Raw genomic sequence first — 16953 nt, 5'->3', positions numbered from 1 at the left:
CTAGTTTTGGTAGACAATTTGTCCCTTGCAGATGGTATATTTAACCTGCCCTTTTAAAGTTTCGCCGATAAATGGGGAATTAGCTGCTTTTGACGCAAAATGGGAGTCCACAAGGCGGTCAGCCTTAGCGTCAAAGATAGTGATATCCGCTGGACCATTCTCAGCCAAGTAACCTGCTTCAAAGTTGTAAAGCTTGGCTGGATTGACAGTCATTTTTTCTAGCAATTCCATCAAGCTCAACTCACCAGCTTCCACCAAATAAGTCAAACCAAGAGAAAGAGAGGTTTCCAAACCTGTCATACCAGATGGTGCTTTGGTGATATCTTCAACATTTTTCTCATCTGCATGGTGAGGCGCGTGGTCCGTTGCGATAACTGTGATAACACCTGACTTGAGACCTTCGATAACGGCACGACGGTCTGACTCCAAACGAAGTGGAGGATTCATTTTGGCATTGCTTCCTTGAGTTAAAAGAAGAGCTTCTGTCTTAGAGAAATGCTGTGGCGCTACTTCTGCTGTGACCTGCGCACCTAGTCCTTGAGCAAACTCCACCACCTTGACACTTTCTTCCTTAGACAAATGCTGAATGTGAACATGGGCCTTGGTTGCATAGGCAATCATAACATCGCGCGCAATCATAGCGTACTCAGCCACTCCTGTCGCTCCACAGATATGGAAATGTTCTTTAGCGATGTTTTCGTTAAAGCCAAGAATTCCATTCAAACCTGGATCTTCCTCATGAAGGCAGATAAAGGTATTGAGTTTTTTGGCTTCTTCCATTGCTTCCTTAACCACTTTACTACTTTCAAGCGGAATTCCATCATCTGAAAAACCAACGGCTCCAGCTTCTAAAAGCGCCTTAAAATCAGTCAAGTCTTGGCCATTAAAGTTCTTAGTAATGGTCGCAACTGTCTTGACGTTAATCTTTTCCTTGGCAGCTGACTGGAGAACTTCTTGAAGAGTCTCTACATCCGAAATGGTTGGACTAGTATTAGCCATCATGACAACGGTTGTAAAGCCACCTGCAGCGGCTGCTAGGGCACCAGTATGAATGTCTTCTTTATGAGTTTGACCAGGTTCACGGAAATGAACATGGATATCGACCAATCCAGGAGCAACTACTAGACCAGTAGCATCAAGCACCTCTGCTCCTTCTTCCTTGATTTCAGGTGCAATTTTGACAATTTTCCCATCTTGGACCAAAACATCACACACTTGATCCAAACCAGACTTGGGATCCATTACACGACCATTTTTGATTAGTAGCATCTGCTTTCTCCTTTATTCATAGAAATCAACTTGGGTATCCAACAATTTATCCCCATCATAAACAAACTTTGCTGAAAAGAAAGGTTTATCTTCTAAAAGCCACTCAACAAAGGTGTGATCACCCTCCCAAGTTGGCTTGCTTAAGACTTCATCATAGGGAACCCATTCTAAGGTCCCCTCATTGCAGTCAATCAAGTCACCCTCGAACTCTGTCACCTTAAAAACATAGGTGTACCAGTCTAAATCTGGCGTAAATTCAGGAAAAGTGATAACACCTTTAAGTACTGGCTTGGCTTTGAGCCCTGTTTCTTCGAGGATTTCACGCGCTGCACATTCCTGTGGAGTCTCACCTCGCTCTAGCTTTCCACCCACACCAATCCATTTGCCTTCATGGACATCGTTGGGCTTCTTATTGCGATGGAGCATGAGCAGTTCTTTTCCGTTATCAATGTAGCAAATCGTCGCTAACTGAGGCATATTCTCTCCTTATCTAAACCAATCGATTGGCACTTGTCCTGTCTCTTTTAAGAATGCATTGGCCTTGGAAAAAGGCTTGGAACCCCAAAATCCTCTATAAACCGATAAAGGACTAGGATGGGCTGATTCGATAACCAAGTGGTGAGGATTGGTAACCAAGGCCTTCTTCTTGCGTGCATAAGCACCCCAGAGTACAAAGACTACAGGTCTGTCTAGATTATTGACAACCCGAATCACAGCATCTGTAAATGGCTCCCATATCTGCCCAGCATGACCATTGGCCTGCCCAGCAGGAACCGTCAAGCAAGCATTGAGAAGTAAGACTCCCTGCTCAGCCCAAGACGTCAAATCATGTGATTTCTTAACGCCGATATCATCTGACAATTCTTTTAAAATGTTTTGCAAGGATGGCGGAGCTGGGATAAAGTCAGGTACAGAAAAACTCAAGCCCTGCGCCTGTCCTGGTCCGTGATAAGGATCTTGCCCTAGAATCACCACCTTCACTTCTTCAAGCGGTGTAGTCAAGAGAGCCTGAAAAACTTTTTCCTTAGGTGGATAAACAGTTCCCAGAGCATAGACCTGCTCCATAAATTGATTGATTTTCCCAAAATACCCCTCAGGTAATTGCTCCTTAATCAAAGCATGCCAAGATGAGTGTTGCATCTTTCTCTCCTTTATCGTATCCATCTAAAGGCACGTCTTAATTCTTCCGTACCATTTTTAAAAAAGCATAAACCATGTGCAAGTATAATCTTATCCGGTTTCCAGTTTAACATACGGGCAAAGGAAACCTTTGCTTCTCTTTGTCTTCCTAAAAAAGTCATCCGATAATCGATAGGAGTTTGACCATCAGGGACTGTTACACGAGCTAAACGATAGAATTTTCTGCGAATTGGACTAGCTATCTTTTCCGGTTCAAAATTCTCTATAAGGTCTGTTACTATAAGTGTTTTAGTTGATTTATGAAAAAACACCACCTCTTCGATGACAGAACTTCCCTTAAAAATAAGTTGATCAATCTCATCAGACCATAAGTCAGGTGCCTTATCTGTTAAAGGAGCATCAAATTCCACCATGACATTCTGACTTTTTGCTCTCTCTTCAACTCCTGGACTAGACCATGCTTGCGCATAAGGATATCTTTTTTTCCAATCTTCAATATAGGCGTAGTGAATCTTATTTGGGGAAATCAGGTAAGCGACTCTGCCCAAAGCGTCCAGTTCAGTAAACAGTTTCTCATTTGGCGCAATCGGAGAGTGAATCCAAAGTTTGCCATCATTTAACTTAATCACCGTCATACGTGTCTGAAAAGGAAGGTTGAAGATCTTCATGTCCATTTGAATCAAATCACCATCTACTATCCAGATATTTTGATCAACTTCCTTTAGTGTATACAATGGTTCATAAAGAGAAAGAGCTGGTCTTGACATCATTTACTACTCCTTCATTTTTACTGCCTCTATTATAGCAAAAAGTGGCTATCTAAACCACTTTTTACAGTTCTTATATATACTGTTATTCATCCTAGTATTGGACATTAGTATTTACAGTATCAATCAGCTATTAGAAACTTTTCGATTGTATCAATAGCATAGGAAAGTTGATTATTTACAGACATCATCCGTTCAAGATTAGCATCCATATAGTAGAGTTCAGATAAACCACCCCTAGGGAGAAAGAGTGAATAGTGGATATTCATCTTCTCTCGAGTACTTAGCTCTATATGATTGCTTATGATATACTTTAACTCTTTTAACGAATTTACTTGAGCAACCACACCTTTTAACCGATACTGCTCGATGAGATTTAGTAAATTGTCAATCTCTTCAATGACTTTAGTTTCCATATCAACACCTCTTGGGAAAATCACCACAAAGCATCTAAACAATACAGCAAGTCTTGGTAAGAATGAACTTCATAAGTTGGCTGGGCTTGTGTGTGATTTTCGAGGTGATGGGGATTGTACCAGATAGTATCAATTCCAGCATTATTACCCCCTTGAATGTCGGCGGTTAGAGAATCTCCAATCATCAGGACTTTTTCTTTATCAAATCCTGCAATCTGCTGACCGATTTTTTCATAGAATAGTGCATCAGGTTTTTGTGTTTGCAATTGCTCGGAGATAAAGACTTGGTTGAAATAGGGAGCCAGACCAGATTGAGCCAGACGACCCGTCTGAATGGCAGTAATCCCATTTGTCGCAGCGTATAGCTCATAATCTCTCTCGATGAGGCTGTCCAAGAGTTCATGTGAGCCCGAAAGAGTTTGTCCCTGCTGAGCGAGATAAAACTGGTAACGCTGGGCAAGCAACCTACCGTCTTTTTCCTGTCCAAAATGAGCAAATAAACGAGAAAAGCGCGTGTTAACCAGTTCTTGTTTACTGATTTTCTTTTGCTCCAAGTCCTTCCAGAGAGCCTTGTTCATAGGAACGTAGTATTCTTTATAGACTTGAATATCCGCAACTCCTTCTTCTTTTAGAAGTTGCGTCAAAGCCACATCCTCAGCAGCATCAAAATCAAGCAAGGTGTGGTCAAGGTCGAAGAGTAGAAATTTGTAGGACAATTTGAGAGTTTTCCTTTCTAAGGAGATAAAATAGTCTCATGAACCTTCAAAACAGGAAAAGAGACAAAGTCCAAGTAATTATTTTATTTTCTTCTTTCACACAGATAATTTATTTAACAAGTCTCATTAAATTTATTTTTTATCTAGCTGATTTTCCTTTGCAACGACAAATTCTTTAACCAGTCGATAGATAACAGCAAATACGGGGGTAAAGAATATCATTCCAAGTAGTCCGAAAAGATTCCCTCCAATACTAGCAGCCGCAAGCGTGAAAATAGCTGGCAAACCAATAGACTGACCTACAACTCTAGGATAAATAAGGTTTCCTTCAATCAGCTGTATAACTTGATATAGAAGAAGAGAAAGTAAGGCTTGAGTAGGACTCACTGTGAAGATAAAAATCGCTCCCACAACACAAGCAATCATAGGCCCTACATAAGGAATGAACGATAGCACTCCTGCAAAGATACCTGTCATTACTCCATAGGGTATCCCAAACACGCTGTAACCAACCGCTATCATAACTCCTATGATAACTGCTTCAATCAGCTGACTCATCAAAAATTGGTCATAAGTCTCTAGTGCTACTTGTCCAATGTAAGTCAACTTTATCACCACCTTCTCTGGAAGAAAAACTTTTAGAAGTCGACTCGTCATCGCTGCCAAATGTTCCTTACTGGATAAAAATAAAAAGGTGAAGACTATAATCAAAAAGGCATTCATCAAACTTGAAAAAATATTGCCGATATTACTAGTCAGACCTGATAAAAAACCTATCAAAGCTTGGCTAATAGAACTAGATTGTCCCTGTATGCCTGATACGATAGTTGACAACATGTCTTTGGTTACAAATTCCGAGCTGCCTAGCAATTTCCCAAGTTGAGTAAGGACTGTTGAAAGGACTGTTCCCAGCTGACTAATAGTCTGGGCTAGGGTTGGCAGCACCAAAACCAAAAGAGCAATCACGATTAAGATAAGAGCTAGGAAAACAAGTACCATGGCAATCGGACGACGCAACTCTGCCTTTACCTTCAATTTAACTAAGTACTGTTCAATTTTTTTCATAGGAACATTAAGCACAAAAGCAATAACAGCACCATAAATCAAGGTTGATATTACATCAAAGAGAGAGATTGCTCCTGATATAAAGCTCGATGCATTCAGAATTACAAGAGCAACCAGCCCTATAAAAAGTATTAACGGGGTGTATTTTTTTACTAAGTTCATAAATTCTCCTTAATAAACATGTTTAGATACGACTATACTATTTGGTTTTTCAAACTCTCGATTAAGGTAGGCTTGGTAAGTTCCTGGAGCGATAAATCCTTTGGGTGAGAGGATATCGGTGCCAGCCTGACCGACTATGGTATCAGCCAAGAGCACACAGTTTGTAGATAAGACAAAGTAGGATTTAAACTTAGATTTGATAAATTTATAAAGTTCCCCATCTGTCTCATGTCTGATTTTATAAGCGTAGGTGTAGTCTTCCTTACCATCACCTGTCATGATTTTATCTGCACTTGGCTCCCATGGAATCGTCAGTTGTTTCAATTCAGCCAACTTTTTCTGAACTGCTTTTTCCATTTCAGGCGTCAAATCTATCCCATAACCAAAAAGCGTTTTTTGACTCTCACGTTTACATAGGTCAATGTACTTGTCACGATCACAGAAATATAAGACACCATCTCCTACCATGCCAAATAAGGTCTCAGAAGACGGATCATAGTTACCATAAGAAATAACACGGCCTTGATAGCAGATATCCACATGACCAATTGCCGAAAACAGAGAGGTCTCAGCTGTATGAATAAAAATTTCAAGCTCCGCTGTCTTACCAGACTTCACCATTCCAAGATGGATATCCTCTCTCTCATCAGCATTTTCCTGCATGAATTTGTTGATTTTTGCTAAAGTACTTGCAGGGATGAGAGCGGCTAGGACAATAGGTAAGCTCATTCTTACACGACGTTTGAGATGGTTTTTCCCAATTTCCTCCTCAAACAAGAAACCGTCACGGATATTGGACACACCATAAAGGAAAAAATAAGCCCCTAATACAAAGAGTTGAAAGACAGAATTTCCTGTAGAGGACAAAAGACTAGTCCCACCAAGAAAAACTAGTACGAGTCCATCTAGTAAGAGACGAAAACGAGGTCGAATTTTGTTTTTGCGGTAGAGAAGATAGGTGACAAGATTGATAGTAGCATGAAAAATCTGATAAACTCCAATCACAAGAGCCAAAATATAAATCGGCACATCCGTCGCAAGATTGGAGCCAAGCAAATATCCCAGCACTAACAATTTAACCAGTGCAACTCCCAAGGTGTCCGTTGACTGACTTTTTTTGAAAATACGTAATACTAAATCTAAGACCGTTGCTATCCAAGCTAAAAACAGAACCAGTCGAATAACCGTTACTGGCAACCAAGTCCCCGTGACCATTAAGACAAGTCCTAGCAGAACAAACAAGAAACCCTGAACAAGTAATTTCTTACCTGTCAGACCTAAAGATAGAATTTTTTCCATAAAAGACCTTTCAAAAATAATAATTAAGCCATTTGAGAAAACTAACGATTATGTCAATCGTGGTAAAAACCAATCAATGCCATCAACTCATCATGACTAGCAAATCTGGTGAAGATCCTGACTTTCATCACAAAAATCAAATCAGTATTTTTAATGGTTGACTAGAGGTGAGTAATAACATAGAAAAGTAATTTTTCATTCATTTTTGCACATTCTCTATAACTATTTGATTTATTCCATTAAGTAATTTCGAAGAGTAGAAATTTATTGAACATTGAGCTTCCTTTCTGAGTTTCATTAAGAACATTATAGTATAAATGAAAATTTGAAGTTAACATTGTTTGAATAACTTAAACTCTCCAATACTACACTCCCCTACCCCAACTCCTTGGCTATTCTGCTCTTTTCAAGTTTACCCTTGGCAATTCGTCTCCATAAAACAAGTGGGTTCAAACTATAAGATAGGCGTACGAGGAAATAATTAACCCATTCGATAAGGGCAAAAAGCTGTATCAGTGCGGCTAAGACAGCCACTTGGACACTCTGTGTGTTCCAGACTATAAAAGAAAAGCCTGAAATAAGTAAAATAAGATCTAGTATTCTGAAACCACCATATAGTTTGGGGACACTAGCACTTCCGAACTGAGGTTTAAAGAGTCTTCTAATCAAAATCGCCCAATAGATTGAACCTTGAAGCAAAATAAATGTCAGTAAAGACAGTGGATAGAGAATGGATACTAGACTATTCACATCACCAAGCCGATTTTTCAAAAGGAAAAAACAAAACCAAATGGATAGGACGGCTGTAAGTTCTCCCAAACAGAGGGACACCAACTCTTTTCTAACTTTCTCTTTTTGTATGTTCATTATCTCACCCATCTATCCAACATCCTATATCAGAAAAAAGCCATTCTAACCACTTTATAGTCAACATTTCTCAGAATCAAGGCATTCTAAGCGTCGAACAGTCCAATTACTTTAATATCAATGTAATTCTAAGTTTAGAATTGCACTGATATAAATGTTTTAGACCTATTCTAAGTCTGTGATAGCCTTAAATTTTAATTTTTGAAGGATTCTAAAGCTAGAAGAGCTCAAAAATCACGAGAATGAAGCTATTCGAAGCTTAGAAGAAGCTTTTCCAACCTTCATAAACTCTTCAATTAACGTTTCTTACAATTTTTCTGATGAGCTTTGAGCTTTTTAATAGCCCAATCATAGTGACTGGAGGTGCTACTGACAAAGTAGGAACCTAGACTTGTCCCACCCGTCCATTTATAGATACCTTTGGTAAAGAGTTGGTCATTGCTAAAGCCTTCCATCAACTCTAAAACCTCTTTATGTGATTGCTCTAGTAGCCTAGTCGCTTCTTCTAGAGACGTTTTCTGGTGCTTCTTCCAAATAGCGACATTCATTTCCCCATAAGTTTTCCAATTATAAGGTTCAGGGAGAAAAGGTCTTTCATGACCCTTTTGATTAGAATCTACCCAAGTCAAAAGTAACTGATGCCATTCATAGAGATGGATCAGAACATCTCTTAGATTTTTATCTCTTTTCCAGTGAGCTTCTTTTTTCTTTTGGTCTTTTGAAAAATCAAAAGGAGTCTGTAGTTCCTCTTCACTTAATTTTGAGATAAAGTGATTGAGCTTTTCATAGTTTTCCTTAGAGGCTAGCACTAGCTCCTCTTTTGTTCTTGGTCTAGGCATAGGAGTTCTCCCTTCATTTTTAAGTAGAATAAGCTATTTTCTTACTTCATTATACCATAACCATAATCAAAAAGCAGTTCTTCATTTTACGAAAAACTGCTTTTACTAACTAATTATTTTATGCTTATAGTCACTAGTTTACATATAAATCTCTAAAGCGACCACCCACTTCAGCTATCTGATAAAGCAAGTGGGCTAGTTCTTGGTAATCTTCTTTTAAACATGAAAGATGGGCTTGGCCAAATAAAGTAGCTAATTCCTCTTTTAATCTTGCACCTTCGGGATCATGGTCTTTTAAGAATTTACTAAGATAGAGATTTCGAACAGCAGCAAGTTTAAAGCTGAAATACTGATGCAATTGTTTTTGTTCTGTATTTAAGCCATTTTCAGCAACTGCTTTTGCATAGCATTTCAAAACACCGTTTTGACCATTCAGATATCGGGACTTTATAATCTTTGCTGTTTCCTGATAGATTTCAGTCTGACTAGGACTCTTGATCTTCTTAAAATTTCCCCATATGGAGTAGACTCCGCGCTTATAGTCAATACCCTCTGCCTTCCAGGCTTCTAAGATGTCATTAAAAGCAACCTTCATGCAGGCAAAACCAGCTGGATCATGCAAATAGAGGTGCTGATGATCAATGCCATACACGGTTACGAAGTGATCCACACCATAAAGGATTGTGTGATTAGGATTGTAGGTCAGATGGCCCATATCAAGAGGTCCCAGTACGACAGGTCCATTGGACAGAAAGGTTTCTAACTTTCCTTTAATCTCTTCCAAATCTACTTCAGTTCCATCTTTTAGATAGAAATCCTCATAGTCAAACCCAAGTATTTTTAAGGAATGGGAGATGGAAAGATCTGGCATTCCGTTATCAAAGAATACTAGAGGGTGCTGGTCATCTTCCTTTACGATACTAGCGCCATTTCCCATTACCATGATTGCCTCTAGAAAGTCTGCTTTAAAGTCATAGCCATAGCTAGCCAGTGCCATTGCCAATGAATAGCTATAGCAAAGTGACACATCTCCAAAATACATCTGCATATTCATGCCTCCTTATCTTCTATGGGACTATTATACCGAGAAAACTATTCGCATGCCCCATAAAATCCAAACAAAAAATATGGGTATTTGTGATCTATAGTCATGAACTTCAATAAGAAAACTGGCTGTTTCTCTCAACAACCAGTTTTTAATTTTTAAGCTAATTTTTAACTGTTTTTCTTATGAAAGAAAAGCGAGGCGATAGCCAAAATACCAAAGGCTAGGCCGACATACCAGTAAGGTTGATCTAGGGTCGTTGAACGACCTGATAGATTGACAATTCCTCGAAAGAGCATTCCAGTTGTTAGGACTGCAACTGCCGAGTTCCACAAGTTTAGGCTGATTCGTCCTAGGTTTGGCATGATTTTCAACAACAATGCCAGAACGATGCCTCCTAGTAGAGGAACTGCAAAGAGATAGTGCATATGAAGCGACGTCTCCCCAAAACTAAGGGACTCGTAGATACGGCTAAATGCAAAGAAGAAAATAGTGAGAAGACTATAGCTAACGAGTGTCTTTTTGAGGCGTTTGTTTTTGATTTTAGTAACCGATGTAGACAATATCACTCACCGCCCTTTCTGATATCTTACTTCCACCTGTAATCGGTTTATTGATTACCTGACCGTTAAAGTAGAGAGTTGAGGATCCACCACCATCAAGGTTATAGGCTGTCTTCACTCCGTAAGATTTCATCACTTCTGCCATCTGGTAAAGAGACAAGCCCTTGCTTTCAGAGGTACGACCATCCGAAACGACGATGATGTAGTGATTTTCATCGATAATCCCGATGGCAGTACGAGGATTCGATGACATGGCTTGACCGACTTCTGTATTGGTATCAACAGATATTTCTCCATTCTCAACTAGAGACGGACCAAATGCCAGTAGATTGACGACACCGTCCTGAACCAACTGATCAACTGAAACTTGGTCCTCGTAGATGATTTTAAAGGAGCCGTCCTTGTAAATAGCAAGGTCACCGTTACTAGCATCTTCACGGACACTGTCCCGATATACAACTCCATTACGGATAACATAACCAGAGCTATTAGCTCCATAGTAGTCACCGTTGACAGCTAGAATAGCATTGTTTTCAGCAGCCGTTACAGAGGTTTTAGCTGTGACGTTGGTTCCATAGGAGTTTTGAGCTAGAGCTGTTTTGAGATAATCCGATGAACTAAGGTTTATATCTGCCACATAGACCTGCGTTTCATTGACAGTCTTTTCAGTGAGGGTGACACTGATATTTCCATCTGAATAGCTAGTATCCGTCACTTGAGCATTTTTTGCTGCCTGACTTGCCGCTGAGGTGTTAGAAGTTGAGCTAGTATTAGATACAGTGGAAATCGTTTCAGCGAGTACAAAGGTCTTCAACATCGAATAGGTAAAGGAGCTTGTCAGGAGCAAGCCCAAGACCGAGGCGTATAGATAGGGTTTCTTTAAAACTTTCATAATGGGCTACAAGTCCTTTCTTTGAAAATAAAGCGAGTTTGAACTGTCCAAGAGAGGATAAAGAGCATGATTCCGACAAGTATCTTCGCGATCAGCAAATTAACTCCAAGACCCGAATTAAAGAAACGAATCAGGATGGTGTCTAAGATAAAGAGACAAACAGCTAGTCCAAAATAGCCTGATCCTGTTTTAAAACTGCTCGCCTTGTTCTTGAAGACCAATTTTTTGTTGGTAGAAAAGTTAAAGATGGAGCTAGTCACACGTGCCAAACCATTTGAGAGGAGAACACGCAAACCTGTCGGAATAAAGCTCAAGCATAGAATAGAGAGAGCGTAGACCACATAATCTACGATAAAACTACTAAAAGACGAGAGCGCAAACTTTAAAATATTTTTATAAATCATCAATCCATCTCGAATAGGCCGGAAGTGAGAAGCCTCATTGTCGTTGATATAGACTGTTTCAATCGGAACTTCTAAGATTGGGTAGACTTGACTTGCTTCGAGGAGCATGTTCATCTCATATTCATACCGTTGTCCTTCTATCTTAAGCATAAAGGGGATCATATCCGTTGAAAAGGCACGTAATCCTGTCTGTGTATCGGATACAGCGACACCCGTTTGCAGTTTAAACAAGATACGAGTCAAGCTGTTTCCAAAACGACTACGCAAGGGAACCTTGCCAGTAAAGGCACGGACACCAAGGACAAGTGTATTAGGATTTTCATTTGATTTGGTCAAGCTACGAAAGATGTCCCAGATCCTATGCTGGCCGTCTGCATCTGCTGTAACCACAGTCCCTGGCTTATTGAGAGACTGAATGTACTCAAAGGCTGTTTTCAGAGCTTGCCCTTTTCCTTGATTGCCCTGGTGGCGAAGGACCGTCGCAAAATTCGCTGCTCGAGCAAAAATGTCTTGGCATTCTGCCGAACTTCCATCATCAATGACAATGATGTAAAAATCGCTCTTATAGTGAATCTTTTCAATCAATTTGATGAGATTGTAGTCAGGTTCGTAAGCTGGGATAACTAGATAGTTCATATTTACACCTCTTTCTTTGATGATTGGAAAAGTATACAAGTAAATGCTTAAAAATTCCTTATACTTAAATTTAAGTAAAATCAATTTTTTTGTTCTTCTCATAAATTCGTGTAATCAAAGAAAGAAAAACTCTGTAAAAGCTATCTTCTACAGAGTTGGTTTTGCATCTTTATAAAATGTCAGAAAATGATCTAGTACTTAATCACTGGTATCCAGAGTTCCATTTGATAGTCTGGTGACGACATGTCTCCCTCGGTGTATACTTCAAAGTCTGGTGCTCCTGAGTGGCGATAGCCAGTTTCTGGGAAAAAGACTTCCAAGACATATTTCCAAGCATGATGGATACTGGCTGGTATGGCCCCCTTGACTGGTACGATAGCATATTCAGCTTCTGCGATTTCTTTGATCGACAGACCTAGTTCTTCTGCTTTCGCTTTATCCGCCACATCATAAGCGGCCATATAGTTAATGATTTCGCCTTCTTTGACATCCGAGCAGACGCCAAAGGATTGGCCATTGCCCAAACTTTCCATGCTTTCAAAGCTGTGATTTGCATAGAGCTGCTCCCAAGCAGACGGGCACTGACTATTGTCAATAGCTTCCAATAGGACGCCTGCCACGGTAAAAGCAGGTTTCTTTTGAATCTTGATATCCATGTTCTTTCCTCCTGTAATCTTTAAGGATAATTGAAGTCTAGGAAAGACCCGATAAGGTTTTCCATTTCGAACTTCTGAGGGGGTCGCACCATGGAATTTCTTAAAGGCTGCGCTAAAGGCATCCGCAGACTCATAGCCGTATTTCAGTGCTATATCAATGACTTTCTCAGAGCTTTCCCGCAAGTCTGTCACTGCTTCTGACAGCCTGCGATTGCGTAGATATTCCGCTAAAGTCATATCTGCTAGGATGGAAAAGAGCCTGCTGAAGAGAGCATAAGAATAGCCCGATAGCTGCTGGAATTTCTGCAAGTCCACTTCTGCGTCCAACTTGCTTTCTAGATATTCCATGGTTCGATTGAATTGATGCATCATATTCTTTTTCACCTCATAAAAGATACTAAGGCCGTTAAAAGCAAAGTGAAAATAGGAAAATTGACGGAGAGGCTCCTGCTCCGAGAAAATTTCATCTTTTTCACACAGCTTTTATGCCGTGTTCAATTCTAACTATAGTCTAACAGATATAAGATACTTCTGCCCTAGAATTTTTGTACAATATTTAGAGGGGGATTCTACAACCTATCCCGCAGCTTCTCAACAAAGAGATAAGCGGCTGGACAGGTCAGGGTATTTTTGATTGTCAGATGATTAATCTGATGAATCTTCTTGCGGTCTGTGTGAGGGAACTCGCGACAGGCCTTTGGACGGACATCGTAGATTGAGCAGAGATTGTCTCCACCTAAAAAAGGACAAGGCATAGCCTTGAAAACTTTGTCACCGTCTTCGTCCACTTGCAGAAACTCCTCTTCAAAAGCCGGCAGCTTCATCTTGAAATACTTGGCAATACGGGTAATATCTGCTTCTTTAAAGTCGGGCCCCAAAGTCTTGCAACAGTTAGCGCAGGCAGTGCAATCAATCTCAGAAAAAACTTCTTGGTGAATTTGCTGGGCTATCTTATCTAAGTTTTTAGGAGGTTTTTTCTTTAGATTGGCTAAGACTTTTCGGTGCTCTTTTTGCTTTTGCAAGGCTAGTTGGTGATAGTACTCAATATCAATTTCTTTAGACATAATTTCTTTCTAATACAAGTGTTTTTGTCTATTATACCATAATCTCAGCCCCCTTTTTGCCCCCTGAACAGAAAAAAAGCCCTTCGGAAAAAATCCGAGGGGCTAAAAACGTTGTTAAATCAACGATTATTTTTTAAGGTTGTAGAATGATTTCAATCCACGGTATTCAGCTACTTCACCAAGTTGGTCTTCGATACGAAGCAATTGGTTGTATTTAGCAATACGGTCTGTACGTGAAAGTGAACCAGTCTTGATTTGTCCTGCGTTAGTTGCAACTGCGATGTCAGCGATTGTTGAATCTTCAGTTTCACCTGAACGGTGTGATACAACGGCAGTGTAACCAGCTTCTTTCGCCATTTCGATAGCGTCGAATGTTTCAGTAAGAGTACCGATTTGGTTAACTTTGATAAGGATTGAGTTAGCAGCACCTTCTGCAATACCTTTTTCAAGGTAAGAAGTGTTTGTTACGAAGAAGTCGTCACCAACCAATTGAACTTTACCACCAAGACGTTCAGTAAGAGCTTTCCAACCGTCCCAGTCGTTTTCGTCCATACCATCTTCGATAGTAATGATTGGGTATTTGTTTACCAATTCTTCAAGGTAGTCGATTTGTTCTGCAGCAGTACGTACAGCTGCTCCTTCACCTTCGAATTTAGTGTAGTCGTAAACTTTACGTTCTTTATCGTAGAATTCTGACGAAGCACAGTCAAATCCGATAAATACGTCTTTACCAGGAACATATCCAGCAGCCTCGATCGCAGCAAGGATAGTTTCAACACCGTCTTCAGTTCCTTCGAAACGAGGAGCGAATCCACCTTCGTCACCTACGGCAGTTTCCAAACCACGTGATTTAAGGATTTTCTTAAGTGCGTGGAAGATTTCAGCACCCCAACGAAGAGCTTCTTTGAATGATGGTGCACCAGCAGGTACGATCATGAATTCTTGGAAAGCGATTGGAGCGTCAGAGTGAGAACCACCGTTGATGATGTTCATCATTGGAGTTGGAAGAACTTTAGTGTTGAATCCACCAAGGTAGCTGTAAAGTGGGATTTCAAGGTAGTCAGCAGCAGCACGAGCTACAGCGATAGACACACCAAGAATTGCGTTTGCACCCAATTTACCTTTATTAGGAGTACCGTCAAGTGCGATCATAGCACGGTCGATAGCTTGTTGGTCACGTACATCGTAGCCGATGATAGCTTCAGCGATGATGTTGTTTACGTTGTCAACAGCTTTTTGTGTACCAAGACCACCGTAACGAGATTTGTCACCGTCGCGAAGTTCAACTGCTTCGTGTTCACCAGTAGAAGCTCCTGATGGAACCATACCACGTCCGAAAGCACCTGATTCAGTATAAACTTCTACCTCAAGTGTTGGGTTACCGCGTGAGTCTAGGACTTCGCGAGCGTAAACATCAGTAATAATTGACATTTTTTACTCTCCTTTGAGTTAAATTTTTTACACCTCTATGATACCTCAAATACACGCCTTTTTCAAGGAAAAACGTTATCTTTGTGCAAATTTTCCTTAACTTTATAAAGTAATCGCTTTCTTTTGTCTGTTTTCATGCGATTTTTGTGATATACTGTTTTTATGACAGATTTATCAAAACAACTACTAGAAAAAGCTCATGGTGGGCCGAAATTAAACCCAGATGAACAACGCCGCTATCTCGGAACTTTTGAGGAAAGAGTTCTTGGCTACGCTGATATCAGTACTGCCAATAGTCCTGAATTAGAACATGGATTTTTCTCTATTTTAGAAAGTTTTCAAGAAAAGGTAGAGGCACTTTTTGTGAAGATCTCTCCAAATATAGAGTTTGACAAACAGGTATTTTACTTAAAACAAGCAAAGGAAAGCAACTGCCAGGCGACTATTGTTTCAGATGATCATATCACCTCTCCTTTCGGCCTTGTCATTCACACGAACAAACCTGTTCAAGTAGATGAAAAAGACCTTAGACTTGCATTCTCGAATCTCTGGGAGGAGAAAAAGACAGAAACTCCTAAAAAATCAATCTGGAAAAAATGGTTAGGTTAATCCTTCCTCATATTTAATAAATGACCGATATTAGTAGCTGTGTGCTCCAAATAGAGACTTGCATTCTTCAAACTATTCTCTAAAGGTTCACTTTTCTCTAAAATGGAAAATGCTGCTTGTATATTTTCAAATGGTAGGGGAGGCAAATCGTCAGCAAGACTACCACAAATAGCAATAACTGGAACTCTGTTAGGGGTTCTTTTTGCTACACCGATAGGAGCTTTCCCAGCGAAGCTTTGACTATCCAGTCTGCCCTCTCCAACAATAACCAAGTCGGCATCTGAAACTTTCTTGTCAAAGTCTATCAAATCCAAGCAAGTATCAATTCCAGATACGATACAGGCCTCAGCAAAAGCACATAGCCCAGCAGCAATACCCCCACCTGCCCCTGCTCCTTTAAGAAATAGGGTAGAAGGCGATAATTTTTCATAGAACCGCTGCATAGCCAGATCTACTATCTCAAATAAAGCAGGATCCAAGCCCTTTTGCTTGCCAAATGTATAGGTTGCCCCTTGATGACCACATAGAGGGCTCACGACATCTGCTAAAATGCGGATTTTCACATCTTCAGGTATCCTATACAACTCGCTGTCTGAAACTAACTCGAATTCAAGCAAAGTCTGACCGCAAGCTGGCAATTCTTTTCCATTCTTATCATAAAAACGATAACCTAAACCAGCAGCAATGCCTATCCCACCGTCATTACTAGCCGTACCACCAACGCCGACATAGATATCTTTCATCCCTTGATCAATGAGATGGCGGATCAATTCTCCGATACCGCGAGTTTGGATGTGGAGAGGGTTTCGTTTCTCCCGCGGAATCTTCCCAAGACCAACCAAGTCAGCAACTTCGAAGAGCGCTATTTGATCTTTGTGAAAGTAGCGCATGGATTCTTTTAGCCCAAAAGGCCCCGTAACCTCTTGCCATTTTTCTTCGAGTTCAAGAGAATGTCGGATAGCGTCTACAGTTCCTTCCCCACCATCACCTACAGGGCAAAGCAGACATTCTACATCTGCTATTGACTGTTCAAAACCCCTTTTTATAGCTTGAGCGACCTCTTCTGCCGTCAAACTTTCTTTAAAAGAATCGGGTGCAATTACAATTTTCATA

General features: G+C 40.3%; 19 protein-coding genes. 1 reads left to right on the top strand and 18 read right to left on the bottom strand.

The window, feature by feature from the left end:
- From M1F65_RS02560 to eno, 17 genes are all read right to left on the bottom strand, one after another.
- Entirely contained in the window at positions 1-1269 is a 1269-nt protein-coding gene (locus M1F65_RS02560; protein ID WP_000924517.1) for a dihydroorotase, read from the bottom strand.
- Between the two features lie 12 nt (positions 1270-1281).
- Complete coding sequence (locus M1F65_RS02555; protein ID WP_001135768.1) at positions 1282-1746, bottom strand: NUDIX hydrolase; 465 nt, start codon at positions 1744-1746, stop codon at positions 1282-1284.
- A gap of 9 nt (positions 1747-1755) precedes the next feature.
- Positions 1756-2409: a uracil-DNA glycosylase gene (locus M1F65_RS02550; protein ID WP_247925405.1), complete on the bottom strand. Its 654-nt coding sequence runs from the start codon at positions 2407-2409 to the stop codon at positions 1756-1758.
- Between the two features lie 11 nt (positions 2410-2420).
- Positions 2421-3176 (bottom strand): DUF4336 domain-containing protein, encoded by a 756-nt coding sequence (locus M1F65_RS02545; protein ID WP_247925693.1) that lies wholly within the window; start codon positions 3174-3176, stop codon positions 2421-2423.
- Between the two features lie 122 nt (positions 3177-3298).
- Complete coding sequence (locus tag M1F65_RS02540) at positions 3299-3592, bottom strand: hypothetical protein (protein WP_247925403.1); 294 nt, start codon at positions 3590-3592, stop codon at positions 3299-3301.
- A gap of 20 nt (positions 3593-3612) precedes the next feature.
- Entirely contained in the window at positions 3613-4308 is a 696-nt protein-coding gene (pynA, locus tag M1F65_RS02535) for a pyrimidine 5'-nucleotidase PynA (RefSeq protein ID WP_217970766.1), read from the bottom strand.
- 132 nt (positions 4309-4440) lie between these two features.
- Complete coding sequence (locus M1F65_RS02530) at positions 4441-5535, bottom strand: AI-2E family transporter (protein ID WP_217970767.1); 1095 nt, start codon at positions 5533-5535, stop codon at positions 4441-4443.
- A 9-nt stretch (positions 5536-5544) separates the two neighbouring features.
- Positions 5545-6834, bottom strand: coding sequence for a DUF308 domain-containing protein (locus M1F65_RS02525; protein ID WP_217970768.1), 1290 nt, complete (start codon positions 6832-6834; stop codon positions 5545-5547).
- A gap of 375 nt (positions 6835-7209) precedes the next feature.
- On the bottom strand, positions 7210-7713 hold the full coding sequence (locus tag M1F65_RS02520; RefSeq protein ID WP_217970769.1) for a hypothetical protein: 504 nt from the start codon (positions 7711-7713) through the stop codon (positions 7210-7212).
- 284 nt (positions 7714-7997) lie between these two features.
- The gene (locus M1F65_RS02515) at positions 7998-8540 is read right to left on the bottom strand and encodes a ClbS/DfsB family four-helix bundle protein (protein WP_217970770.1); all 543 of its coding nucleotides are present in this window, start codon (positions 8538-8540) and stop codon (positions 7998-8000) included.
- Between the two features lie 133 nt (positions 8541-8673).
- On the bottom strand, positions 8674-9588 hold the full coding sequence (locus tag M1F65_RS02510; protein WP_247925402.1) for a peptidase: 915 nt from the start codon (positions 9586-9588) through the stop codon (positions 8674-8676).
- A 167-nt stretch (positions 9589-9755) separates the two neighbouring features.
- Positions 9756-10154: a hypothetical protein gene (locus M1F65_RS02505; RefSeq protein ID WP_002893287.1), complete on the bottom strand. Its 399-nt coding sequence runs from the start codon at positions 10152-10154 to the stop codon at positions 9756-9758.
- Positions 10129-11040, bottom strand: coding sequence for a phosphodiester glycosidase family protein (locus M1F65_RS02500; RefSeq protein ID WP_247925400.1), 912 nt, complete (start codon positions 11038-11040; stop codon positions 10129-10131). Before M1F65_RS02500 ends, M1F65_RS02505 begins: the two co-directional genes overlap by 26 nt.
- Entirely contained in the window at positions 11037-12080 is a 1044-nt protein-coding gene (locus M1F65_RS02495; protein WP_247925399.1) for a glycosyltransferase, read from the bottom strand. Before M1F65_RS02495 ends, M1F65_RS02500 begins: the two co-directional genes overlap by 4 nt.
- Before the next feature lie 191 nt (positions 12081-12271).
- Entirely contained in the window at positions 12272-13108 is an 837-nt protein-coding gene (locus tag M1F65_RS02490; protein WP_084881800.1) for an AraC family transcriptional regulator, read from the bottom strand.
- Positions 13109-13305: 197 nt separating this feature from the next.
- On the bottom strand, positions 13306-13800 hold the full coding sequence (locus M1F65_RS02485; RefSeq protein ID WP_247925398.1) for a YkgJ family cysteine cluster protein: 495 nt from the start codon (positions 13798-13800) through the stop codon (positions 13306-13308).
- Positions 13801-13926: 126 nt separating this feature from the next.
- Entirely contained in the window at positions 13927-15231 is a 1305-nt protein-coding gene (eno, locus tag M1F65_RS02480; RefSeq protein ID WP_000022821.1) for a surface-displayed alpha-enolase, read from the bottom strand.
- Positions 15232-15393: 162 nt separating this feature from the next.
- On the opposite strand from eno, the gene M1F65_RS02475 reads away from it, so the two are divergent.
- Complete coding sequence (locus tag M1F65_RS02475) at positions 15394-15840, top strand: DUF1694 domain-containing protein (RefSeq protein ID WP_084857474.1); 447 nt, start codon at positions 15394-15396, stop codon at positions 15838-15840.
- Here the strand turns inward: M1F65_RS02475 and M1F65_RS02470 are convergent.
- Entirely contained in the window at positions 15837-16952 is a 1116-nt protein-coding gene (locus tag M1F65_RS02470) for a glycerate kinase (protein WP_247925397.1), read from the bottom strand. The genes M1F65_RS02475 and M1F65_RS02470 overlap by 4 nt on opposite strands.
- Between the last annotated feature and the right edge of the window lies 1 nt (position 16953).

This window comes from Streptococcus oralis (assembly GCF_023109195.1).
GTDB classification, from domain to species: domain Bacteria; phylum Bacillota; class Bacilli; order Lactobacillales; family Streptococcaceae; genus Streptococcus; species Streptococcus oralis_BV.
Note: the sequence above shows the minus strand (reverse complement) of the source record. Positions and strands in the feature narration are given on the sequence as shown.